Source organism: Klebsiella sp. OBRC7 (assembly GCF_000293135.1).
GTDB classification, from domain to species: domain Bacteria; phylum Pseudomonadota; class Gammaproteobacteria; order Enterobacterales; family Enterobacteriaceae; genus Klebsiella; species Klebsiella michiganensis.
Genome location: NZ_ALNJ01000129.1, coordinates 12,426 through 37,333, shown reverse-complemented (window position 1 = coordinate 37,333; position 24,908 = coordinate 12,426). Strand labels below are relative to the sequence as shown.

16 protein-coding genes and 1 pseudogene are annotated in these 24,908 nt (G+C 48.2%); 8 read left to right on the top strand and 9 right to left on the bottom strand.

Going from position 1 to position 24,908, the window contains the following annotated elements:
- Positions 1-65: 65 nt before the first annotated feature.
- From HMPREF1144_RS24355 to HMPREF1144_RS24340, 4 genes are all read right to left on the bottom strand, one after another.
- Positions 66-824 (bottom strand): IclR family transcriptional regulator, encoded by a 759-nt coding sequence (locus HMPREF1144_RS24355; protein ID WP_004853370.1) that lies wholly within the window; start codon positions 822-824, stop codon positions 66-68.
- A gap of 112 nt (positions 825-936) precedes the next feature.
- A complete protein-coding gene (locus tag HMPREF1144_RS24350) occupies positions 937-1,707 on the bottom strand; it encodes a MurR/RpiR family transcriptional regulator (RefSeq protein ID WP_004123848.1) in 771 nt (256 codons plus the stop codon).
- A gap of 193 nt (positions 1,708-1,900) precedes the next feature.
- Positions 1,901-3,262, bottom strand: a complete 1,362-nt coding sequence (locus tag HMPREF1144_RS24345; protein WP_009654293.1) for a 6-phospho-alpha-glucosidase — start codon at positions 3,260-3,262, stop codon at positions 1,901-1,903.
- Between the two features lie 11 nt (positions 3,263-3,273).
- Positions 3,274-4,818 (bottom strand): PTS transporter subunit EIIC, encoded by a 1,545-nt coding sequence (locus HMPREF1144_RS24340; RefSeq protein ID WP_032743030.1) that lies wholly within the window; start codon positions 4,816-4,818, stop codon positions 3,274-3,276.
- 311 nt (positions 4,819-5,129) lie between these two features.
- Between HMPREF1144_RS24340 and evgA the strand changes: the two genes are divergently transcribed.
- From evgA to HMPREF1144_RS24305, 7 genes are all read left to right on the top strand, one after another.
- Positions 5,130-5,759 (top strand): acid-sensing system DNA-binding response regulator EvgA, encoded by a 630-nt coding sequence (gene evgA / locus HMPREF1144_RS24335; RefSeq protein WP_004853363.1) that lies wholly within the window; start codon positions 5,130-5,132, stop codon positions 5,757-5,759.
- 2 nt (positions 5,760-5,761) lie between these two features.
- The gene (locus HMPREF1144_RS24330; protein ID WP_009654275.1) at positions 5,762-8,941 is read left to right on the top strand and encodes a response regulator; all 3,180 of its coding nucleotides are present in this window, start codon (positions 5,762-5,764) and stop codon (positions 8,939-8,941) included.
- A 459-nt stretch (positions 8,942-9,400) separates the two neighbouring features.
- Entirely contained in the window at positions 9,401-9,919 is a 519-nt protein-coding gene (locus HMPREF1144_RS24325) for a helix-turn-helix transcriptional regulator (protein ID WP_004123835.1), read from the top strand.
- A 102-nt stretch (positions 9,920-10,021) separates the two neighbouring features.
- Complete coding sequence (locus HMPREF1144_RS24320) at positions 10,022-10,540, top strand: fimbrial protein (protein WP_004123832.1); 519 nt, start codon at positions 10,022-10,024, stop codon at positions 10,538-10,540.
- A gap of 46 nt (positions 10,541-10,586) precedes the next feature.
- On the top strand, positions 10,587-11,264 hold the full coding sequence (locus HMPREF1144_RS24315; RefSeq protein WP_009654277.1) for a molecular chaperone: 678 nt from the start codon (positions 10,587-10,589) through the stop codon (positions 11,262-11,264).
- An 11-nt stretch (positions 11,265-11,275) separates the two neighbouring features.
- Positions 11,276-13,777 (top strand): fimbria/pilus outer membrane usher protein, encoded by a 2,502-nt coding sequence (locus HMPREF1144_RS24310; RefSeq protein WP_009654288.1) that lies wholly within the window; start codon positions 11,276-11,278, stop codon positions 13,775-13,777.
- A gap of 14 nt (positions 13,778-13,791) precedes the next feature.
- Entirely contained in the window at positions 13,792-14,805 is a 1,014-nt protein-coding gene (locus HMPREF1144_RS24305) for a fimbrial protein (RefSeq protein ID WP_004853355.1), read from the top strand.
- Between the two features lie 65 nt (positions 14,806-14,870).
- Here the strand turns inward: HMPREF1144_RS24305 and HMPREF1144_RS24300 are convergent.
- A pseudogene (locus HMPREF1144_RS24300) lies at positions 14,871-15,361 on the bottom strand (integrase arm-type DNA-binding domain-containing protein); the annotation flags it as partial.
- Positions 15,362-15,884: 523 nt separating this feature from the next.
- On the opposite strand from HMPREF1144_RS24300, the gene HMPREF1144_RS33120 reads away from it, so the two are divergent.
- Positions 15,885-17,036 carry a YaaC family protein gene (locus tag HMPREF1144_RS33120; protein ID WP_009654286.1) on the top strand — a complete coding sequence of 384 codons (1,152 nt, stop codon included), beginning with the start codon at positions 15,885-15,887 and terminating at the stop codon, positions 17,034-17,036.
- A 49-nt stretch (positions 17,037-17,085) separates the two neighbouring features.
- On the opposite strand, the gene HMPREF1144_RS24295 is transcribed toward HMPREF1144_RS33120, so the two are convergent.
- Genes HMPREF1144_RS24295 through HMPREF1144_RS24280 form a run of 4 tightly spaced genes read right to left on the bottom strand, consistent with a single transcriptional unit; the run spans position 17,086 to position 24,765 of the window.
- Positions 17,086-19,374 carry a hypothetical protein gene (locus HMPREF1144_RS24295; protein WP_009654292.1) on the bottom strand — a complete coding sequence of 763 codons (2,289 nt, stop codon included), beginning with the start codon at positions 19,372-19,374 and terminating at the stop codon, positions 17,086-17,088.
- Complete coding sequence (locus HMPREF1144_RS24290; RefSeq protein WP_009654281.1) at positions 19,371-23,429, bottom strand: hypothetical protein; 4,059 nt, start codon at positions 23,427-23,429, stop codon at positions 19,371-19,373. Before HMPREF1144_RS24290 ends, HMPREF1144_RS24295 begins: the two co-directional genes overlap by 4 nt.
- 14 nt (positions 23,430-23,443) lie before the next feature.
- The gene (locus HMPREF1144_RS24285; RefSeq protein WP_042928425.1) at positions 23,444-23,851 is read right to left on the bottom strand and encodes a DUF6375 family protein; all 408 of its coding nucleotides are present in this window, start codon (positions 23,849-23,851) and stop codon (positions 23,444-23,446) included.
- Positions 23,848-24,765 carry a radical SAM protein gene (locus tag HMPREF1144_RS24280; RefSeq protein ID WP_009654294.1) on the bottom strand — a complete coding sequence of 306 codons (918 nt, stop codon included), beginning with the start codon at positions 24,763-24,765 and terminating at the stop codon, positions 23,848-23,850. Before HMPREF1144_RS24280 ends, HMPREF1144_RS24285 begins: the two co-directional genes overlap by 4 nt.
- Positions 24,766-24,908: the final 143 nt, after the last annotated feature.

Sequence of the window (24,908 nt, the reverse complement as noted above, 5' to 3'; positions counted from 1 at the left end):
CAGCGGTGATGGTTGCTACGCTGATTTCGACTATTTTACCTACCAGCCGACGGTAAAGTAGGCATTTAGCCCGGGTAACCCAGCGCGCGCGAAAGCTGGAGCCCGGCTTCCTGAAGCTGCTGGCGAAAACTCGCCAGCTCTTCATCGTTCACCCGCGAGGTCAGCGTTGAGAGGCTTAATGCCGCAATGACGCGCGATTCATGGTTCCAGATAGGGACTGCCACGCAGCGGACGCCCTGTTCATTTTCTTCGTTATCAAACGCGTAACCTTGCTCGCGGGTCAGTGCCAGCGTTTTCCGTAGGGCTTCTGCGGAGGTAATGGTGGCGGGAGTGTAGGCGGTGAAGCAATAATCGATCAGCAGCGTCTCCAGTTCCTCTTTGCTAAGCCATGCCACCAGAACTTTGCCTATTGCCGTTGCGTGGACTGGCAGGCGACGGCCAATACGGGAGTAAGCGATGGCAGCTAGCTTGCCTTCGATTTTTTCAATATAGACACCCTCGCGTCCATCAAGGATGCCGAGGTGAGTGGTCTGGCCGGTGCGTGAAGAGAGCTCAGTCAGCCAGCCTTTCGCTTTCTGGCGAATATCCATGGTACCCACGACAAAGTAACCCCGTTCAACCAGCTTCATGCCAAGCCGATATTTACCGTTTTCAGGGTTTTGATCGATATATCCATGCAGCTGTAGCGTTTTGAGCAGAGAGTGAAGGGTGCTTTTACTCAACCCCATTTGTTTGCTGATGTCGGTAATTTTTAGCTCTGTCGTCTGTTCATTGAACAGATTCAGGATCTGTAACGCGCGTTCAACAGATTGAATAATTGGCATGATTTACAACCATCTCCCTGGATTTATGAGGCAACGTACCCGTTTGACCGTTAAAAATCAATCCAGGGCGCGGCACTTTGGCCTGGGGAAGAGTTATTTTGGAACCGGCGTTTTAACCGGTCGCTTCCAGCAGCAGTAAATCCATCAGCAGGACCAGATTTGACTCAAAGGAGGTGACGCCTGAGGCCTCCGCAGCAAAATGTACCGCTTCGTCATACAGCGCAAAGTGCAGATCGGCGATGCCGGCAAGGGTATTGGCTGATGCGCGGGTAAACGCGACCACCGTCATGCCGATATTTTTTGCTATCCGCGCTTTATCAAGTACCTGTTCTGTTTCACCACTGCGCGACACCGCGATAAACACCTGATACCGTGCGGCATTGCTTAAGAAAATATTGCGGCTATCGCCGGGTCCGGAGATAAACGCCGTTTTGCCCAACACCTGAAGCTTCTTTGTCAGATATTCCGCAAAAAGATAAGAAAATCCGGCGCCATAGAGAAAAAAACTCTCCTTTTCGCGCAGCAACGAGCAAAAGCCATCACGTTTGTCCGCGGTGACCCAGTGAAAAGTTTGCTGATAGTTAGCGATAAATTGGTTGAAAAGACCGGGCAAATCCGCGGCGATTTGTGTTTGAGGAGCAATGTGAGGCGTTTCGGAGAGCAACTGCTTGCAGTGCCAGATAAATTCGCTGTAGCCGCTAAAACCCAGTTTCTGACACAAACGCATAATGGTAGCGGTAGAGACGAAAGTGGCCTTTGCCAACTGGCGAACGGTGATATTGCCGATCAGCAGGGGATGTTCAGTAAGGTACGACAACACCCGATATTCCGCGCGGGTCAGGGCGTTACCGCGCGTTAAAAGCGTCGCCAGCCGGTTACTCATTTCACAACCTGAATGGTGGGGATGAAAAGCAAGATCACCTCTGGAGATTAAAGGGTTACCCGAGACCCGGCTTTCGAAATAGCGTTAACTGCCCTTCATAAACGCGGGGGTGACGTTAGCCTGTGCAGAGATTGTCGTTTTTTTTTGCGCTGCCGACAAGCGGCTCAGGACTGAGCCGCGTTAAAAGCCGTTTTTATATCGCTTCACCCTCGCGCCAGGCTCTATGCAGGGCGGGCCAATACTCGCGGTTGGCGTCGATCATCTCGTCAAGGATTGCTTTCGCATGCGCCATTGTCGGGACGGTGCGATTGAGCGTAAAGGCTTGCAGCGCTTTTTCGTAGCTGCCTTCAATTGTCGCTTCCACCAGCAGCTGTTCTGATGCCAACTGCTGCTGAAGTAAGGTTTGATGGAATAGCGGCACCTGGCCCACACGGATAGGTTCCGGACCTTCTGAGGTGATGTAGGCAGGGATCTCAACTACCGCATCGTAGGGCAGGTTGCTTATTGCGCCCCGGTTTTCGACCATCACCAGATGTCGTTGATGCAGGTTGAACGCCAGGGAGCGGGCAACGTCAACGATGAATTCGCCGTGTACTCCGACATGAAACGCATCCGACAGGATACCGGTGCGCTGATACTCTTCGGCGGCGGCAAACAGTTTTTTCTCCCGGCCGTTCATCACTTCATTCGCACGGGTGTAGTCAGGATCCTGATGTTCGACAATCTGGTTTGGCATCAGGTAGTACTGTAAATAGGGGTTTGGCAAATAGTCTGGGAAATTATCCATAATTGGCTGGATATTTCGCCATGTTTTCACCCACGACGGGTCGGAGTGCTGAGGGTCAGTTTTCGCGGCATCTTCAGTTAATAAACCGAATTTGGCGATATGGCGACGTAGCTCCGGCAGTTTATCTTCGCCATCGACCAGAACGCGGGTAAACCAACCAAAATGGTTCAGACCGAAGTAATCGACCTCTAGCTTATGGCGATCGACGCCAAGGATCGCGCCCATATTTCGCATCGCCGCGACCGGCATATCGCAGATGTTGAGCACTCGCGCATTCGGTCGCAGTCGGCGTACGCCTTCGGCTACGATGGCCGCCGGATTGGAGTAGTTAACAATCCAGGCTTTTTCATGCGCATAGCGGGTCACAAAATCAATCAGCTCAACCATCGGCAGGATAGTACGTAAACCGTAAGCTAACCCGCCCGGCCCGCAGGTTTCCTGGCCGACAACGCCGTGACGCAGCGGGATTTTTTCATCCTGCTCGCGCATTTTATACTGGCCCACGCGCATTTGAGCGAAGATGAAATGTGCGCCGCTGAAGGCGGCCTCGGGATCGGTTGTCACGCTAAAGCGGATGGTTGCGCTATGGTCTCGTATCACTTTCTCAACAACCGGCGCGATGGTATTTTGCCGCTTTTCATCAATATCATAGAGGCGGATTTCCGCCAGCGGAAACTCGCTCAGCCGCACCATCAGGCTTTTTACGATGCCTGGAGTATAGGTACTGCCGCCTCCGGCAATGGTCAAAATGAACGGGGGTTTAAACATGATTATCTCCTTCAGAGAAACATCTCAACGGCTTCTCGCATTTTCTTGACGTGCAGTCCGTAGACCACCTGGACGTTATTACCTTGCTTGATGATGCCTTTCGCGCCTGTTGCCTTGAGCGCGGGTTCATCAATGATGTCGACATCTTTCACGGTGACGCGTAAACGGGTGTAGCAGTTATCAACGACGTCAATATTTTGACGCCCGCCAAGACCAGCGATAATTGTTTCGCCCAGTCCGTCGTTTTTTCCTTTGGCCTGATACTCTTGTTTGCTATACAGCCGCGTCTCCTGTTGATCATCCTCACGGCCCGGCGTCTTCATATTGAATTGAAGGATCAGGAAGCGGAATACGACAAAATAGAGCGCGAACATAATGAGACCGACGCCGATATACATCGGCCAGTTTGACTTCTCGGTGCCCAGCGGGAGGTTATAAAGAATGAAATCGATAATGCCATTCGCGCCGATCGCATGAACGCCAAACAGCGAAAAGAGCATCATGCCGAGGCCGGTCAGCACGGCATGGGCAACAAACAGCAGCGGGGCAACGAACAGGAAAGAAAACTCAATAGGCTCGGTCACGCCGACCAGCAGGGAGGTCAACGCTGCCGGGATAAGTATTGCTTTTGCTGCGGCTTTACGCTCTGGCTTTGCGGTCAGGTACATCGCCAGCGCGGCGGCAGGCAGGCCGAACATTTTGCTGATGCCGCGAGCATCCCAGACCACCGTGCTGCTGAGCTGTTTGACCTGCGGGCAGGCCATTTCGGCGAAGTAAATATTACGTGCGCCCTGATAAACCGTGCCGCATACCTCCTGTGTTCCGCCCAGTTCGGTATAAAGGAAGGGGGTATAGACCAGATGATGCAGTCCTGTCGGCACCAAAATACGCTCAAGAAACCCGTAAATCGCTACACCGAAGGGGCCGGAGCCTTTAATCGCCAGGGCCATCGCGCTGATACCGTGCTGAACGAACGGCCACACTTCGCTCATCAGCACGCCAAGCAGCATTGAGACCGGCAGCATGATGATGGCAACGAAGCAGTGGCCAGAGTAGATTGCCATAGCCCCGGAGAACTGCACGGGGGAGTATTTATTGTAGAGATAGCCTGAAAGCGCACCGGTAAGGATCCCGGCGAAGACCCCCATCTCGAGTACCTGAACGCCCAGAACCATGCTCTGACCCGCCGCTTTCATTTGCTCGGGTGCCGCGAGCTTATCCTGTAGCTGAAGCGTGATGTTCATAGCGTTGATAAAGACGATAAATGTCACGAGGCCGATGAGCGCCGCGTAGCCTTTATCGCGCGTGGCCAGGCCAACAGGAATACCCACGGCGAAGATTAGCGCCAGATTCACCAGTACCGATACCGCAGATTTGGCGATTAGCTGGCCGATATTCTGTATGAAAGGATGGCCGAGGAAAGGCAGGTATTCAGCAAGGTTACCGTTACCGAGCACGTTGCCAAAAGCGATAAACAGACCCACTATCGGCAAGATAAGTACCGGTCCATACAGTGATTTTCCAAAGTTTTGTAGGGCGTTCACAGCTCGTTTCATGTTTATCTCTCTTTTAGAACTGCGCACAGGGTGCGTTTCAGGCATAAAATTAGCAGGAGCAGGGGGCGTGAATCTATTTATCTTATTGTTTTAAAAACAAATGACGCGGAAAGTAACATGTAACCTTCCGGGGTGTGAAGGCGGTAACAGTGTCTAAGGTAATGAGTAGCTTAGATTAGTAGAGGCACAAAATTGCGTGAATAACGTGCGTGAGAACAACAAATATTCATTTATTAATCAGTCCGGTGGTGCCGCCAGGCTATTATCGTAAATAGGGTGTTTCTTAAGAAGAAATTCTTTCGGGTGGGCATATGAGCGAGTGTCTATCTTGTAGTGCAATCATTGTGGATGACCATCCCCTGGCGCGCATGGCCATTCGTAGCGTGCTGGAAAAGCAGCGCATTACCATTATCAACGAGTATGAAGACGGGGCAGCGGCCCTAAAGGCGTTGGCAAAAACGGTGGTGGATATTGTCGTTGTGGACGTTGAAATCCCCGGTATTAATGGCGTTGAGCTGGTGGAAAAACTCAGAGCACAGGGTTTTACCGGGATATTAATTGTGGTGTCAGCAAAAAACGATCGTTATTACAGTAAACGCTGCGCTCAGGCGGGGGCGAACGCTTTTATTAGTAAAAGACAGGATATGGATAATATTCTGGCGGCGATTAATGCAGCGCATAATGGTTATAGCTATTTTCCTTTTTTCCTCGAAGAACCGACGGTTGCGCTAACGGATAGCCAACGTCTGGAATCACTCTCGGCGCAGGAAATGAAGGTGATGAGTTATATGCTAAGCGGCTTAGACAATTCGCAGATTGGCGCAGCCATGTTTATTAGCGCTAAAACGGTGAGTACTTATAAAACGCGGCTGATGGAAAAGTTAGGCTGTAAATCGTTGGTCGAACTCCTCTCCTTTGCCCATCAAAATAAGCTGACCTGACGATGAAAGCGTGGCGCGCAATACTCCTTATTATCTGGATAGTTAGCGCTCATGGCGTTCATGCGCAGGGCGAGTCTCCGGTTGAACTGGAGCTGTCTGGCTACAGCTACATCACGCCGGTTCCGGTTTATTTGAGCGAGGATGACAGGCGGTGGCTGCAGCAGAAAAGAGCGCTACGCGTGGGGGTTTATCTACCGGGACAGCCTCCGCTGGTGCAAACCACGCTTACCGGACGCTACCGGGGAATGAATGCGGATTATTTGACGCTAATCCACTACTCGCTGAATATCCGCATTACCGTGCTGGGGTATCAAAATCGCGCCGATGCGATTCGCGCACTTAGGGCGGGTGAAATTGATACGGTGCTGACCGGCCTTGATACCCGGCCCTCTGTGGAAGAGGGGATCCAGCTTTCTGCTTCACTGGTCCATTCCTGGCCGGGGCTGGTGACTTCTCTGGCAAACGTCATGGCCCCCTTACACAGCCCGCAGAGTACGCGCGTGGCGGTTGTTGAAGGTTACCCTGATGCTGATTTTATTCATCAGGCGTTTCCGAATGCCGAGATTGCCAATTACGCCAATTATCAGGAAGCGCTGAGCTCTGTTGCCTACGGGCAAAATGCGTGGTTTATGGGGGACTCGCTGACCACCAGTACCTGGCTGTCGCAGGAGTTCAGCCTGGCGTTGAGTACAGTTAAATTCTGGTCTTCGCCGCAGAAAACGAGCCACTTTTTATTTTTACCAGCGCAGGCGCGTTTGCGGAAGATTATTAACAGCACCATCAGCGCGATAGATGAAAATCTCCACGGGCAAATTGCGCAGTCGACGATTGATAAAGGCAATCTCTCTTTTCTACTTGAACCGCTCAATCTCACCTCGCGTGAAAAGCAGTGGTTAAAGAGTCACAAGACGCTGCGGGTGATTATTAATCCATGGTTTGCGCCGTATACCATGGCCGATAGTAATCAGGAAATACGTGGGGTGATAGGGGATATTCTTAATCTGATCGGTCTGCAAACGGGAATGCAGTTTGAAACGGTTGTCGTCAAATCGAATGAAGATATGATTTCTGAGATGAAAAAGGGCAACTGGCATATTGTACAGGCTGCTACCTATGATTTGAGCCGCGAAAACGATCTCTCCTTTACCCATCCTTTTATTACCACCCAGTTTGTCATCGTGGTCAGAAAGGAGGATGCACAGGAAACCGCGCTTCAGCCGGGGACCCGGGTGGCAATCAGCGCTGATCACACTCTACTGATGAAAATGAAAACCCGTCATCCGAATATCCACTGGGAGGAAGTCGAGAACTCCAGCGTAGCATTAAATCTTGTTGCAACAGGGAAGGTTGATGCCGCGATTTCCAATCAACTGACCGCTCGCTACCTTAGCGAGCACTATTATCCTGACCAGCTAGCGTGGCTTCCGCTAGCGGAAGCACAGCCAGCGGCAATCAGTTTTGGTGTTCCTCGTTCTGAGCCTGAATTAAGGCAGATTCTTGATAAAGCGCTTGATGATATTCCGCAGAAAGAAGTTTTGCAGATTGTCAGTAAGTGGATACGCCTGCCGGACGTCCGAATAGATACCTGGGAGCTATATAACCGGCCTTTCTATCTGGTGGCTGCTCTCGCAGCTTTGCTGGTGGTAAGTGCTTTACTCTGGGTGGCCTACCTGGCACTGCAAGTTCGCAGAAGAAAGGCATCCCAGCGTTTACTCGAGATTGAAAAAAACAAAGCCCAGAAGGCAAATGAAGAGAAGCGTGAATTCCTTTCTTACATGAGCCACGAGATCCGCACGCCGGTTAGTGCGATTGTCGGATTTCTGGAACTTCTGCAGCAGTCTACTACCCACCTCACGCCTGCCGATAAAGCGTCGGTCGAGCATGCCGCGATGGCTTCACGCTCATTGCTAAAACTGATTGGTGAGATTCTTGACCTCGAAAAGATAGAGTCTGGGTTACAAGAGGTGGTTGTGAAGTGGGTGCATACGGATGCCCTGATAAGAGAAAAAATATTGCTCTTTACTGCACTTGCCGCGCAAAAGGGAATAGCGCTGTGCTACGAATCGCATCTGGAACCCAAAGAAGCCATGCAGCTTGATCCTCAGTTGTTGGGACAGGTGCTGACCAACGTGATTGGTAATGCGGTGAAGTTCACCCGTGATGGGCGCGTTCAGGTGTCGGCGAGAAAGCGCGATCGCACGCTGACGATCTCGGTGAGTGACACAGGGCCAGGGATCGGAAGCGAAGAACAAAAGTCCCTGTTTATGCCCTTCAGCCAGGGGAATGTGGGGGAACTTCATCGTGGTTCTGGCCTGGGGCTGGCGATTTCGAGAGCGCTGATGCAGCAAATGGGAGGGACAATTGATCTGCACAGTGAGCTTAATCGGGGGACCCGCGTGGTGCTAAGCCTGCCAGTGCAAACGTCATATGATGCCATTCCTGAATCCGTTGCAACCGAGCCTTCATCGTCGGTCATTGACAGAGCGCTGCGAGTATTAATCGCTGACGATCACCCCTCCAGCCGTCTTCTACTCAAACGCCAGCTCGCCAACCTGGGTATTGCTGCCGATGAAGCCGGAAATGGTGAAGAGGCGTTACGCTATCTCCAGCAGGACCATTACGACCTGGTTATTACCGATCTCAATATGCCGGTGATGGATGGAATCACCTTGACCCGGCAGGTGCGAGGATTTGATAGCAAGCTGCCTATCTGGGGACTGACTGCGACGGCACAGCAGCATGAACGTGAACGTTGTCTTGCGGCGGGAATGACGGGATGTCTTTTTAAACCGATTACGCTTGCGCAAATTTCTCGACTGTTAGCCGAAGTGAGCGAGACGAGGCGGGCTGCGTTTGATGAGAAGCGGCTGGCGGTGCTGGCGCAAGGCAATCGGTCGCTGATGCTCACGGCTCTGCGCGATGCGCAGCGGGAAAATCGACGCGATCTGGAGGCCGCCCGAGTGGCCGCTCGCGAGGAGAACTATCCATCTGTGAAACATCATATTCATCGCCTCAACGGTACTGCCCAGCTTCTGGGGGCTAATGAATTGGTCAATATTGCCCAACGGCTTGAAGACCGGCTGCCCGATGCTATTTCGACGACAGAACTTATCAACGTTTTGGACCAAATAGAAAGTTCGCTTAATAAGCTGGAACAGTCCATCGAATGTTTCCAGTCATAATCTCTTGTCCTACATCTGTAGGCCCTTCCTGACAGAATTATCAGCGTTCGCTGATGTTACCCTGCGGTTAACCAGGTAAAATTAGCCCTGTTCCGACGCAATATATTTCGTTAACTGTTAAGGGAATATTGTCTAAGAAAAATCTAAAATCATGGTTATTACAGGTTCTGGCTATCAAAGACTAATAGATCATTAAGTTGCACCTATGCATTGTGCTAGTTTTAAATTCCATATTTTTATTTATTGTTGGATTTTTGGTTTGGCCATTGGCGCTCTTTATGGATTAATAATCCATGAAAGATGAAAAGATAGTAGAAACGATCGTTTTTAACTTAATAAGTGAAAACCATTACTTTTATGCTGTCATAAAAAAATATTTTCTGTAAATTTTACATCGAAACATGAAAGGGATTACAGACGCTAAATAACAAAGAGGATTATGTCGGAAAGGTAAGTTTTATGGATTTGTCAGACGCCATTTTTTCTGATGATTACTTTTTTATCGTCGGCATCTGTGCGTTGTTAACGCCGGAGTTGATTGATGAAAATTACTATATTATAGATATTGAAACGATAAACCTGTCAGAGGTGCGAAAGCACATATTTCCCGGCAGAAAAGTTATTGCGTTTATTACCAATGATCTTGACTATTATGCATTAATGCATCTGCCGGATTTCATTTTTATTGATAAAAAATGTCGATTGAATGAGATCCCCTCATGTTTACTGGTTAAGAATTCAAGATATAACTATAGAGTGAAATATTCACTTTCTCGTCGTGAGAAAGAAGTGCTCTCTTGTATGCAGAAAGGCCTGGATGCTAAAGAAATTGGTATTGAGCTAGGGATGACGATGAAAACGTTTTATACCCATCGGCGCAGTCTGATATTTAAGCTTCAGCAGAACAATCGCGTTTCGCTGTATCAAAATATTGTGCGCAGCGAATCCTATAAGTTAAGCACTTGCGAATATAACTGAGTGTTGTCACTCGTTAAAAATTTATGGAGGTGAAAGCTACAAAGATTTTTTAGGATTGCTTATTTATTTTCAAAAATTTAATTAATTATCTGGAACTTATATATGAAAAAGATTGCACTGATTTCTGCACTTATGTCTCTGTCCGTATTTCAGGCTGCAAATGCCGCTGACGGAGTTATCAATTTTACCGGAAACATTACGGGGACAGCCTGCGTAGTTGATACTTCCGCTATTTCTCAACCTGTTGATCTCGGCACTATCTCTACCACGGCATTTACCGGTGGTAATGGTGCTACGGCGGCGGCGAAGCGCTTTAACATTGTGCTGAAATCCTGCCCTGCCAGCGTTTCCAGCGCCAGCATTCGTTTTGATGGTACCACCAGTGCCGCGAATCCTTCTATTCTGGCTCTTAGCAACGGGCAAACTGCATCGAATGTTGGCGTGGCCCTTTATGAGCAGGATAGCACGACGCTTATTCCAGTAGGCTCCACCTCGGCAAGCGTGACTTTGCTGGAAGATGTGAATAATACCCTGACCTACTTCGCTAAATATATGGCGACGGGCGCAGTTGGTGCAGGAACAGCAAATTCCTCAACGTCATTTACCGTAACTTATCAGTAACCGCAGGGCCCTTTGTGGCCCTGATTTAGTCTCTCAGGATCTCTTCATGTTTCGGAAAGTATTAAAAAAAATCGCTGTGAGTTTGTTACTTATCTCAACAAGCGCCATCAGTGGTGTGGAAATTGGTGGCACCCGATTAATTTATAATGGCACTGGTCATCAAGCGGCGATCAGCGTAAGTAACCCAGATAATACACCCTATTTAATTCAGTCATGGGTCAGTAAAAATGAGAACAGTGATGATGGTGATAGCCTTTTTGTCACTACGCCGCCGCTATTTAAATTAAATCCACATGCGCAGAATTCTGTACGTGTGATGTTAGCCGGTAACGCTGTACCTCAAGACCGCGAAAGCGTGTATTGGTTGAATATTAAATCAATACCTTCTTCGTCGGCGGAGGCGAAGAATGAGTTGTTGATTGCTGTAAAAAGTAAAATGAAACTTTTTTATCGCCCGGCAGGATTAAAAGGCGACCCTTCATTAGCTTATCAGCAATTAACCTTTTCCGCCGCGGGTGGAAAACTCAGTGTGCATAATCCGACTCCTTATAGCGTGTCGCTTTATGATGTAAAAGTTAATGGTAAAGAATTAGCAAAACCTCCAATGGTTTTACCATTCCAGACGCTATCGCTACCTCAGACAACAGTAGCGAGTGGTGAAGTATCGTGGCGTGCGATAAATGACTTTGGAGGCGTTACGGCTCAACATAAATTTAAAATTTAGGTTAATTATTCATGCTCCAGTTTAATACGATGTCAGGTTGTGCAAAATTAACTCAGTTAGCTGCGCTTATTTATTTATGCATTTATGTCCCAGCGCTACTGGCTGAGGATTATTTTGCCCCGGATTTTATTGAAACTCGCGGAAATCTTCCTCGTGATGTTGATATCTCCCGTTTTAGCAAAGCCGACGGGCAGATGCCCGGCGTGTATCATGTCGATGTTTATCTCAACGGAAATTACGTCGACTCGCGCGACATCGTATTTGTCAGTCATGAAAGCGATTTAATGCCAGTGCTGACCCGTGCAGATTTTACGCAATGGGGCGTGAAGCCAAATGCGCAGCCCAACTGGATGGCGTTGGATGAATCAGCGACGGTTGAAAATATCAGCAACCTACTGCCCGGTAGTCAGCTTCATTTTCAGTTTAATGAAATGCGGCTTGAGCTCTCCGTTCCCCAGGAGTATCTGCGACGGGATCCTCAGGGTTCGGTATCACCGGCTCAGTGGGACGATGGACTAAATATGCTGTTTTTGAACTATAACTTTTCCGCCGCCAATAACCATGGCGGCACTGAATCGCAAAACGATAGTTATTTAAACCTGCGTAGTGGCATTAATGTCGGACCCTGGCGGCTGCGTAATTATTCAGCCTATAACAACAACAACGGAATGAGTCGCTGGAACACCATTGCTACCTCCCTTGAGCGGGATATAAAAACGCTGAAGAGCCAGTTTAGCGCGGGTGATGGGTATACCCAGTCCGGGGTCTTCGACAGCGTAAATTTTCGTGGTGTTCAGCTCTATTCGGATGACTCAATGCTGCCAGAAAGCGTACGCGGGTTTGCTCCCGTGGTGCGCGGTATCGCACAAAGTAACGCCCAGGTAACCATACGTCAGGGTGGCAACATTATCTGGCAGTCGTATGTTCCACCAGGCCCTTTTGTGATTGACGACCTATATCCCACTGCCGCCAGCGGCGATCTTGACGTGGCGGTACGTGAAGCGGATGGCTCGGTACATCAGTTTATCCAGCCCTTTTCCGCGGTACCGGTAATGCAGCGGGAAGGCCAGTTTAAATATGCGCTGGCTGTGGGGCAGTATCGGGCGGCAAATGATCAGGATAAGGAACCAACGTTTTTGCAAACGACTCTGAGCTATGGTTTACCCTGGGATACCACGGTTTACGGCGGAATGCTGACTTCAGCAGATTATTGGGCTGGCGCATTAGGAATGGGGAAAGGATTTGGCGACCTTGGTTCGCTCTCTTTTGATACCACATTTGCCCATTCGCAATTACCCGAGAAGACCCAGGAGGGGGTTTCGTTACGCGCGCAGTATGCCAAGGATTTTGCGACAACTGGAACCTCTCTGAGTTTGATGGGCTACCGCTACTCCTCATCGGGCTTTCGTGACTTTCAGGAAGCAAACGGCGATGTGAATCCGTTCCGCATGGTAAGTGATGAAACGCGGCTTGATGACAACTGGCGTTATCAACGTAATAAACGCAGTAAAGCTCAGGTCACGCTGAATCAAAGGCTCGGTGACTGGGGTAACGTAAATCTTTCCGCCTGGCAGCAGGATTACTGGGGAGGTGATAGCGAGCGCAGTGTGAATGTGGGATACAACACCAGCGTTAACAATATCAATTATGGCCTGAACTATAGCTATTCGAAGGGGCCATGGCGCAATGACAACGATCATATTGTCGCTTTTACGATGCAGATCCCGCTGTCACGTTTCTTGTCGGACAGTTGGATGACGCTCTCTGCTAGCAGCAATAAGAAAGGTGATAGCGTTTCGCAGATGGGATTATCCGGCTCTGCATTGGAAGATAAAAACCTGAGCTGGAATGTGCAGCAGGGCTATAACAGCAAAGGCTCCGATACGATGGGCAGCGCTGCCGTCAACTATAAAGGGCGCCATGGAGAGTATCAGCTTGGCTACAGCTATTCTCGTGATAGCCGCCAGCTTTCAGCAGGCGCGATGGGCGGGTTGGTGGTGCATCCATACGGTATCGCCGCGACTCAGCCGCTCGGCGAGACCATGGCGCTGGTAAAAGCGGATAACGCCGCTGGAGTGAAAGTGGCAAACAATGGTGGGGTTTATACCGACAGTAAAGGTTTTGCCGTGGTGCCATATGTGACGCCCTATCGGCAGAACAGTCTATCGCTGGATACCGCCACGTTGAATAACAACACGGATGTTCTCAATGATACTCGTACGGTAGTGCCCACGAAAGGTGCTTTAGCGCTGGCAGATTACCCCACCGTAACGGGATACAAAATCATGCTACAGCTGTCCGGAAAAGAGGTCCCGTTTGGGGCAACGGCCAGCATAAAAAATCGCGATAACCTGACGGATGGCATCGTTGACGAGCGCCAGCGGGTCTGGCTAAACGGCGCACCGGAGAAGGGGACCGTGGAGGTGAACTGGGCGGGTGAAAGCTGCCGCGCAACATATCAGATAACCTCGTTTTCAGACACCACGCATTACGTTACTGCACCATGCCATTAAGCAGGAGAGAAAAAATGAAACCGATTGTCATCACCCTGTTTTTTGCTGCTCTGGGGATATTTTCTCAAGCTGCTCTGGCCTGGGATTGCACGACCCCAACGCCTTCAACCACCGTCTCGCCGCAGAATATTACGATATCGCGCGATCTCCCTATTGGTGCAGTTATCGGCACTCAGCTTGTGACGCCAACCATCAATGCGTTCAGCTGTTACAACTCTGCTGATGGCGTAATCTCCAATCAGACCTTAGGCGTGATTGCGAACGGCACATTTGATTCGATGGTGAACGGCCGGCGCGTGTATAAAACCAACGTTGCCGGTATTGGCTATGCCATCTCGGGTTCAACGACAAAATGCGCCGGTGGCAGTGCGGCGGTTACCGGCAGCAATACGATCCGGGGCGATATCAATACCGCTAAACTTTGTGAGAACACCAGCGGAATGATTAGCCCGACGTTAAATGGCACCGTAACGGTGACGTTTTATAAAACGGCAACCGAAACCGGATCCGGCACGATAACCGCGAAATCCGTAGGTGCGCTGGTTTTACTGAATAATTCGCTGCTTTGGCAATCCCCTGAGGCGGAGGTCAATATCAACGCCTTCACGGTGACAACTCCGGCCTGTAAGCTGGCGACGGCAGCGATACCTGTTGATATGAGAGAGGTCGATAAACGCGCCTTCAGCGGCAAAGGTTCTACTCCTGGTGACGCCTATACCCAGTCGTTCAATCTCCCGCTCACCTGCAACGCTGGAACCCGGGTTAGCGTCAAAATGGAGGGGAATATTTTTGATGCAACAAGAGGAGTGATCAATACGACCAGCGGCAATAATGCTGCCACGGGCGTGGGCATTCAGTTGCTTTATAATAATCAGCCGATGGCGCTGGGTTCGGATGTCGGCGTGGGGACTTCCTCGGCAAGCGGTGGATTCAGCGTACCTCTAAAGGCGCGTTATTATCAGACTGGGGATAAGATCACTACCGGTACCGCGAACGGCGTGCTGTCATTTACGATGACTTATCAATAACGAGATTGCCGCTTCATGCATGTCTATGTAAAGTGGATTGCTGGGAGCGATTTCATTAGAAAACTGGCCTGTACCGGTTGTACCGCCTGAACCAATACATGGGCTTTGATATCGGTGACACCTATATTGCCAATTGCAGGAAAAACATCTCTTTCCAGTGAACGCCAGATATCTTCGGCGTAGTCTTCTGTAACGCTGGTTTTCTTGACGTTCCACCAACATTCAGCGACAAGTTTGAACGTGTTGGTCTTTGCTTCCAGGTATTCCTTGCCAGTTCTTTCTGGTGTTCTTGAGGATCGATTTCTTTTACCAGTAATGCACGAGATTCAGCTCTGAGTTTACACGCATCGGAAAGTGAGACAGCAGGGTAGGCGCCGAAGCTTTGCTTGGTTCTCTGCTTTGTTAAGGGGCGATGATAACGGAACTGCCAGAGTTTGCTTCCACTGGATTTGATAAGCAGCTTCAACCCATCACCATCGTATAGCTGGTAATCGGTATCTTTAGGTTTGGCGGCTTTGATTTCCGTATCCGTTAACGGCTTGGTTCGTCGTGCCATGAGTCGTCTCCATGCTTTTAGGCCCAACGAAAACAATAGAGCTTTTCGTTGGGCCTATCAATGGGCCTAAAAAGTTCAGATTAAATTAGTTTTCTTGAGATTTTGCGGGACAAATTGAAGGCACAAAAAAGCCCGCAGGGCTTGCGCCGTGCGGGCTCTTAGGACTTCATCGGATGACTCTGGTAATCACCGATGGAGAATTTTGGGCTGGCGTCCTTGTAATTGGTGGGGGAGGGGGTTGAGTTTGTTGGATATTTTGATTTTTTGCGCGAAGGGGAAGGCGCAAAAAGAGTGGTGATGATGTTGATATGGAAGGCGTTTTTGTATCTTATTGATTTTTAAGTCGATTATTGGGATTGTTGGTTGATGTTCTCGTTGGCAGTCGCTGGCTTGTCGTCTATAGTCGATCGGACCGAACTTCACTCAGACCGTTTTGTATTAGAAGCGGAGAGCCATAACATTATGTTGTGCTACTTTATGATGTACTCGTAAACAAGTCATAATACCTATCTAAGGAAAAGATATGTCTTCACAAAAAACAATTGAGCGCTTTGTTGCTACGGATGTAAGCGGTGCTATATGGTTGCGACTGAAACGACTCACAAGCTCTCAACTTTGTAAAAAAATAATCCAAAAAAATCATCCTTTATTACAAGAAAATGAATATATTAATAAATCAATCGGAATGTCCTCCGCAATACGAAGTGCAATTGGATATTGGGAAACTGAAAATGGTGGTTTAAATTCAAAAATCCTCTCGAGGTACTATGCTTTATTACAGATAAGCTTAGCTGAACAAATTTCCTCAGGAGATCCTAAAGATGATTTAAAAGCTGTGCAAAGGCATACTGAATCTGGTCACGGACTTTTTACTCAAACTATTGAAAATGCAACATTCCCTGACAATATAAAAATTGGATGTGTTCGGGGTGGACATTTTTATGCATATGCAAAAAAAATAGGAATAGAAATTAAAACATATGCAGCAGAACGTCGGCCAAGAAATTCTGAAGAATTGGAAGCATCCTGTACATATACTTTGACTGATTTGTTAAGAAGAATCCCAGAATTAAGGCCATTGTTAAAAGAAATTATTGATGAAAATCCACTTTCATTTCAAATCGGGCATGCAAGTAGAAATACGATATTAAGAACAAAACGATTATCATCGCAAGGCATTGTAAAATCTACACCAGAGTTCTCAGGGTTTACATATGCAGCTATTTATACAAAAGACGCTGGGATAACTGCTGAGGAACTTGATTCCTATGGTTTAGGAATTAAAGATATTGAGCAGGAGTGTACGGAAAATATAAGTGGATATGACGAGCCATACTTTGTTGGTAAAGTGTACCATCCTGAAAAAGAGCTGTGGTGGGATTATGTTTTAACGCATAAATCTGGTTATTGCGGAACAAGTGTAATAGTTCCTTTCTGGGGTACTCAAGATCCCTTTGTATTACACTTAGTTGTATTATACGCGCTTAGTATTATAGTTAGGTATCTTCCCGAAACATGGCATGAGATAGAGCATGGTAACTTGGATTATATTAATTCTCTCTTGGAAAATTATTTGACAATTTTCGATAGTGTGTTGCCTAAACTTGCAGTGGAAAGGTTAACAAAAACACATCTAGTTGTGACTTCACCGGATAGCATGAATTCTCCTATTTAATTACATCTTGTGTAGGTCGGAGCGCAACGAGCCTGATATGGACGTTAGCCTAGCGATCCAAAAGGGTTATGAAAAGATTCCGAAGAGCGCAATCGTCAAACGTCTCCTGTTCATACTTGTTGTTGGACGACGGGAAACTTGGAGAGGAGGCAATGCTACTGCGGTCTTCGATTTCGCTTATACGCTCCTCAATATCTGAGATGGCTCTATCCAATACACTATCTGGCACACCAAAACGCGGAGCGAATTTTTTTAGAGCGTCGATCCGATCCGATAAGGAAGACTCACTGTCATCCTGGTAAACGCGGCTAGTATTATCCTCGAACTCTTCGAGCACCGCCCTCCTTAAGGCAAGGGTAATGCTAGAAGGCAAACCTTTTGCTGCGTCCACCGCATCAATAAACGTGGAAAGCATGTCAATTGAACTACAGCTTATAGTGTCTGTGAGTTCCTCTTCAAGGATCTTTAATAATTCATCTTCGTAAATAAATTGTCGGCTATAGCTCTTTTGATCCCGCAGAGAAAAGAACTCGATCAGAATCTCTCCATCCAACCATGTACTAAAACCCTGCGGGGGATTGCGAGCAATCGTCATTATACTGTCGGCAAATCGTTGTTCGTTTGTGAGTTGCCACCAATCCATTAGCATTTGGAGCCGCTTGGAGTTTGCGACGTCATTGTATTCAAGTGAGAGGGAATCACCAGCTTTCGGACGCCAGGGAGGACGTGTTTCGATCATCTCCAGCATGCCAATGCAGGCTCTGGCGATCTTCGCTTGATCGACCTCACTGAGTTCAAGTGTATGTACGAAGTTCCACAGCCTCAACAACCAATCAATTGAGGCTGCCGTGGGAACAAGACGAATAAGGAAGGCTATATCAAACAGATAGCTTGAGAGATAATCCTTGAGTGAAGGATTGATAAAAGAGACTACAGGTTTTCTGATGTTTATGATTTTAATAAAACTACCTTCCAGAATACGAAGGGCTTCTTCAAAATCCTTAGGCCCATGTGGCAAACCGTAAGCAGTGCTCATCGTGGTATGCAGTTTATCGAAAGATGAATGAAGATCAGCAAAGGCAACGCCGTATTCCGAAAGGAAAAACATCGCAATCAGAAGGTGTTGGCAGCGGTGATCAATGTGCGTACGGAAAGCAGTGTCCCAAATCTGGCTGGGATTATTCAGGGTGTCGATAAAGACTGTGGGATAGTTGATGGATTTTATATCGTTGGTACGTAATGCATCGGTCATAGCCTCAATGATGCGAGGATTATAATTCTTATGATCAACAATTTTCGCGATCTTATTACTCTCCAAAAGTGCTTGGATGTGAGATTTAGGAGTTCCTGACACAAGCAGGTGATTATAGAGAATCCGTGCCTTGATTCGGCGAGTATAGACACCAACATCGAGCACATACTTCGTCACATCAAGGCGTTGATCGCCAAGGTACTCGGAGACTCTCCGGGCTTCCTCAAATATGTACCCCCTAGTCGTCAGGATAAAACGAGCGTTCGGCGAGCGGCGCACCCGATTCATGAACCGCATCAAATCAGAATCCTTATGCGCCAAAGCCTGCCTATCGAGGGCAACTTTTCCCAAGAAATCATCGAAAAGAAAGATCTGCTTTTTACTATCGATAATGGCAGAAAAGCCGTCCTCCAGACTGCGGATAGGGACTAGCTCCCATTGATCGCTCAGAAAGGTGTAGCAAAGCATTTCAGCTAGTGTTGTTTTGCCTACGCCAGGTGGCCCAGAAATGATGAGAAGCCCATATTTATTTAATGTTACTAATGACTCGCCGAAGCTGGGATTTGATGCGTAAACACGAACCTTCTGTTCGATCTCTTCCATCGTCAACGCCGCAAAAGTATGGGCTGCGGCGCGTACGACCTGCTCCAAAATGCCCGCCCCCGATAGCCACAGCTTGATATGCGACTTGAGAACCTCAGGATACTTACGAAGGAGACCATTTATGTCTTCTGGCCCCCAAATATCCGCCTCGGATTTCAAGCTCGGCCCTATGAGCGAAGCGAGATTGCCTTTATTCGCTGGAGTAAGCTTACGGGAGGTTGCTAGAATATAGCGTGTGGGGGCTAGCTTATCTATCGACAAGCGCTCACGCTTCATAGCGGTCATCAGTTTACTGAACGACGACCCTTCATAATGCTTTGCCTGTAGGATGACATTCTTTCCAGCATATGCGTGTCGGCCATCAATACCATTATCCGGCCCCACACAGAATGCTTCAAAGCGAAGCCTTTCTTCTTTTCCGATAAGATCTCGAACAAGATCCTCAAAGTCTGCGGATGAAAGGTTTCTGAAGTCGTAACTCATATAGCGACTCCGTCCGTAATATTAGGATTACTAACACTCGAAGCTATCTGATGGATATGAATACGCTTGTGAATCTCTTGGTGATTCACGTAATACCGGTGCAAATTGCGCGTCTTGTTGGACCGATAATGAAAACCACGCTCTCCCCACATAAGCCATACCAATACCTTACCGGATTGCATCAAATAGCGGTCAAGTAGATCACGACGTAGATAGCTGACAGAGCCACTGACGTCCGAACCATTTTCGCCAATTTTGCGGTAAAGTGACGCTACACCTGCAGCATCATGCAAATCCCATTTGTTTGCACGGTACCTGAGATTCAAAGCCTCACAAAGTTGCTTTGAGGGCAGGCTCGCACCGCTGCTTTGGTTCTCCACGCTATGGTAACTCTCCCAGTTGTAGTCCTGCACAGTGATATCTACCGCAACGCCATTGCCTGACCATCTATCTGCGGACACCAAATTTTCATCGCTATCATCCTCTAGTTCATTTGCGACTAGCAGCCCCGGAATAGACGGGAAAGGCATCTCACCCGCATAGGTGTAATAGTAGCCAGGAGCATCAGGGATGGCGCTATTGCCAGGATATTCAAGATCAGTGAACAACCTACATAGATTGTCAACTTCTTGGCTATCTACGAATACCCCTCGCAGGAAAGTGAAAATCTGTCGGTCATCCGAGGTAGCATTTTGCTCAACAAAACCGTCAAGTAGGATCCATGGCCCCGTCAGACCATCAATCTCCGTAATCTCAAGGATGCTACGGTAGTCAGGTTGTGGACCTCTCATGATCCAATCACCATCATCTGACGACTGTTCGCTGAACAAGGCTGGAAGTGGCAAATCAATGCTCACAGCGTCTAGCGGGAACGTCGGGTCGATATCTGCGTCCGATGGACGAGCGCTGCGGTCTTCGGAAAGGAGGCCTTGCGCGTATCGTATTCCCCACATCTCGAAGTAAGCTATCCAGCTGTACTTTTTGCCATATCGATCGATTTTGTGCTTGTCATCTCCCATACGAGAACCTGAGTACATTTGCCGATCAACAGCTTCAAACTGCTCAGGGTCATAACCAAGCATCAGCATTCGAGAAACAATGGCCCGCAATACCTGTTGATACTCCGGATTGCTGTCATCGTAATTGGCTCTGTCTGGAATAAGTCTACCAATCGTATAGTTACCGAAGTCCATTTGAATCGCTGCGCTCTCCGCTCGCTCAATCATTGCTGGATCGTACTGTTGAATGCTTTCAAATACGTTAGGCAGATGGCTAAATGGCGGAAGAAGATAAGCAGCTTCATCCTCTGAAAAACAATTTGGATCTACCATCCTTGCAATGGCAATGATTCCCAAACAGTATTGCTGATATAATGCGTGCCAGGTAGGAGCTGTAGCACCAGGTGCCAACATGGTTTGGTAAATCTCGCGAGCGAATCGTGGCAACGCATCATGTAACTCTACTGCATCGATATCCGACCAAGTGGTCAGGACTGCACCGTAGGCTGCGGCGAACACTCGCTCGGGGACGTATGGGTCTGAAACTACATTTGTCTCCATCGCTAACCGGAAAAACTCTTCTGGCCGCCTGATGGCAAATTCATACAGGGCTTTGGTAGCCATATCCCGCAAAGCTCTGGATGTCGTCGTCAGTGTCCACATCACCCAGCGAACTCTCCGAAGCTCACGCTCATCCAGATGACCCGATTTCCATCTCGTCGACAAGAATTTTAAGTCGTCTTTGACTTGTTCAGATTTCTGACGAATCCACTCTGACCAAAAAAGATCGCGCTGAGTGTTGGACATAGCCATTAGCACATCATGCAAAAAACTCATATCAAACGGATGTGCCAGTGCAGCCCTGATGCTCCGTAGCTTCTCGAAGGCAAATTGTGCAAATCGCTTCGACTCCTGCATAGCTTGAGCAAATCGTTCAACAGTAGCCCGCCCGATATATCTTGGGTCCGATTGCGTCGTCAATAACAGAGCGTTCATAACGAGTATATCATCCGACAAGTCTTGCCAAAGCTGCCGCCTACCAGAGTGTTGCGGATACAGATCAACCAGAGCCCGGAATACGTCATAAGCGAAGGTATGCGAATCAGGTCCATGAGATTTAAATTTTGTGCTCCCTTCATCGCTTTTTAACCATTGGACCAACTCAGGCTTCCTAAGCAGGTGGTGCGCCATCATATGTCCGGCCATTAGGTCGTATGCAAACGCAACTCCTTGCCTACCTTCTTGAGAAATAGTCCTAACTAGTATGCCTTCAGACTCCAATGCACGAATAATACTATCGTTCCACCCCATATCCCGAACTGCCGCCCGTGTAGCTTGAAAATCTACACTTCTCGCATTGTTATCCCAAAGAAGACCCGCGATCGTCAGTAGTGCATCCTGAACGTCATCTTGATAAATGCGATGCATCGCCGGTGAAAGCTCAGCGACTCGTGCAGCAACCTTGTTAAAATGTGCTTCGAACAGGCTTGCAAGCGAACGGGGCAATGCTTCCACTCCGACAATATGCTGACGAGGAGAATTTGCTACTTCGCAAAAAATTCTCAGTGTTAAGGGGTGCTGCAAGAGTTCGACTGGTAGATCCGCATCGGTAGCATCGATCTTGTAGTACTCAAAGTACTTGTCAAATGCTGTCTTCGGATCTTCCTGAAACCCGTTATGTTCAACTTGGGGAAACCCCTCAGGCAGACACATCTGGGCGAATTCATTGCGAAGAGTGACAACTAACAAGACATAAGGAAAATTCTTTAGAAGCTCATCCGCTCGGGATAATTCATCCTTCCAATTTCTCGGATCTTCCGCCTCATTCAGACCGTCAATAACAATAGGTATGCGTTTGCCTGCACGCTGGCCTGCCGCATCTATGGCCTCAATCAGGCGGTCGAAACTTTCTGCTGGCCTCCCAGAAATCTTGAAGGCAGTTACGAGATCATCAAGCCCTTGACCTGAATGAAGATTCTTACCCAATAGGAGGATTCCCCCTGGGAATTCCCCTTCTGGCTGTGTTACCTTAACTGCAAGTTCAGATTTACCTTCACCTGCCGCCGCAAGTACAGCAACTGCCCGAGCACCAATTGACTGCTCCAAACTGCGGAGAACAGACGAAACCATGTGAATATCTGCAACCAAATTAGCGGTTAACGGAGCCCCGTCAAAGCGAGCTCCACGCAATTTCGAAAGCAGCCTGTCATAACGTACCGGCTGACGCGGATTTGAAACCAACGCTTGATGTACAGAGTTAAAGTCACCTTTGCCGAGCGCCGTGTGTAAACCATCAATAAACTCAGTCAACCCAATTACCCGGGACAGGAGTAATTCAACTTCAGTCCTGAGCTCAATTTTGAGTTGCTCAGTAACCGAAGCAATGCTCGTATGATTCTTTTTTAAAGCGTTTGAGAGTTCTTCCAGAGATTCCCATGCGTTTTGGCTGCACAGATGCCTGAATATATTCTCCTCAGCCCCCACCGCTACATGAACGTCTGGCTGGTAGCGGTTCTTAAATGGAGCCACGGCAAGCTTATACTGCTCAGCAATTAGCTCTGGGGTTAGAACCAGTTCACCAAAGTAGGTTTCTCGTAAAAGCGCTCCCGGTCCGACCAAAAGATCTTCGATATCCGTAGCAGTGAGCAGTTCTAACTTCAATTCAGGGAAGCGGTCTTGCTCTAGCGCGAAAAACCACTCTTGATCACCTTTTGTTAACGTGTGATGAGTCCAAAGCTTCCAATTGGTCACTCCTGGGACATGCTTACGCGTCTTTTCGATACCTTCGATGATCTTGTTGCGGCGGGAGGCTCCCAAATCTTGTCCATTCACCAGCTCATACCACTTGCATTGCCAACCAATCCAGCCTGGTGGCGCACCGAGATCACAAGGCTCCGTCAGCTCGAGGTGAAACTCCACCCCTGGCTGATTTGCGAGTTGCTTAAAGCGACCGAAACGACCATAGTGTCGGCGTACCAGAGCGCGGCAAAGGTTTTCGAAGTTCACATCTGCTGCACCGGGCAGTTCGTTGAATACTTTCCAATTTACTTCAGGCATCAATGCATCCTCTTTCAACTGGCATCGCTGGAATCGGACGGATAGTCATGCGCTGAGAAAATCTCGACCTTTGCTCCAGCCTCGACAAACAGCTTTACGAACGCAGATACCTCTGCCTCATCAGTAGTTATTGTTATTCTATCGCCTTCACGATCTAGATGATGATCTGACACCAATTGACCAAGATCGGTTGGTCCTAAAGTGTGGAGTTTTAAGCTGCATAGTAATGAGAGCATTTCATCTGAAAACCGTTGATTCTCTGGCTCATCAAAAGGGAGCGAGTAACATTCATCTTTCTCAGCCTGAGTACTGAGCGTTTTAATATCCTTCTCGACCTTCACTGCATCTTGCTCTTGCTTGAATTTTCCGATGAGAACTAAGTTCATCGAATGCTCAGATCCGTATCCGTTCCAAATTTTCATGATTGTGTCCCTTGTTTAATCTCTAAGGTATTTCTAAGCCGTTTGAGCGCGGACATAACGCCAGTTTCTTCAATATCCATACCTGTGGTTGAATAAGAACTCGTGCGTAATATCCCGGAAGCGTCTATATGCGCGTAGGCTTGAAGGCCTGTCTCATTAGGAAGAGGGTCGCATACGGGGAGCCCTGATGCTCCCACCTCACTTACTGCAAGTCGAACCTTTCCTCTATAGTTAGAGACCCAGTTTTGAAGCTCTCGGCCGACCAATTCGTCCATACTTGCGACTGCATTAGTTGCTTGCTGAGGTAACAACAGCAATTCACTAGCTCCAAACTGTTGCGCCAGTTCAGCCACTGCGTCAAGCTCAAAAATCGTACGCTCGTTTATCACGATATTGATCCCAAAGGGCGACAATTTCGCGATCGACTCAATGCCTCTGAGTAAACTTGAAAACTGCCTTCCACGCTGTTCTTCGTAGGTATGACCTATCCCGTCAACGCTAATGCGCGCAAAGTGGATCGAACCTTTGAGGTTTTTAACCAATGGTTGGGTCAGACGGTGACCATGAGTCGTAAATGTGACTGCAAGATGAGTTTCCCCAGCAGCCCGTTTGCATATTTCGACGAAATCAGGATGTAGTGTTGGTTCTCCACCACCAAATCCGATACCGAGGCATCCTTCAGTATCCAGTTCTTTTAACCAAGTAAGCACTTGGTCAGTATGTAGCAATGCCTTGTGCTTAGGCGCAAAACAATGTGCGCAGTGGAGGTCACAAAGATTGGTAAGCGCAACGGATACCTGGCGAGGAGACTTTGACCAGACTGTCTGATGAGGGCAAAACTCGTCTAAAAGGACATTCAGACCTGTATTTCGATCAAAGAAATGTACTCCATTTGGCCCGATTCTGGACTTCATAACACATAGTTCCCCGCTGATTAAAATCCACAATAGTAGTGGTACCTTAACACTGTAGAGAGGAATCTTTTTAAATCGATTTTATAAGTTCTGCTGATCACTCAAAACTGCCCAGTCTTTCTAATCTTTCCCTGCTTATTGAC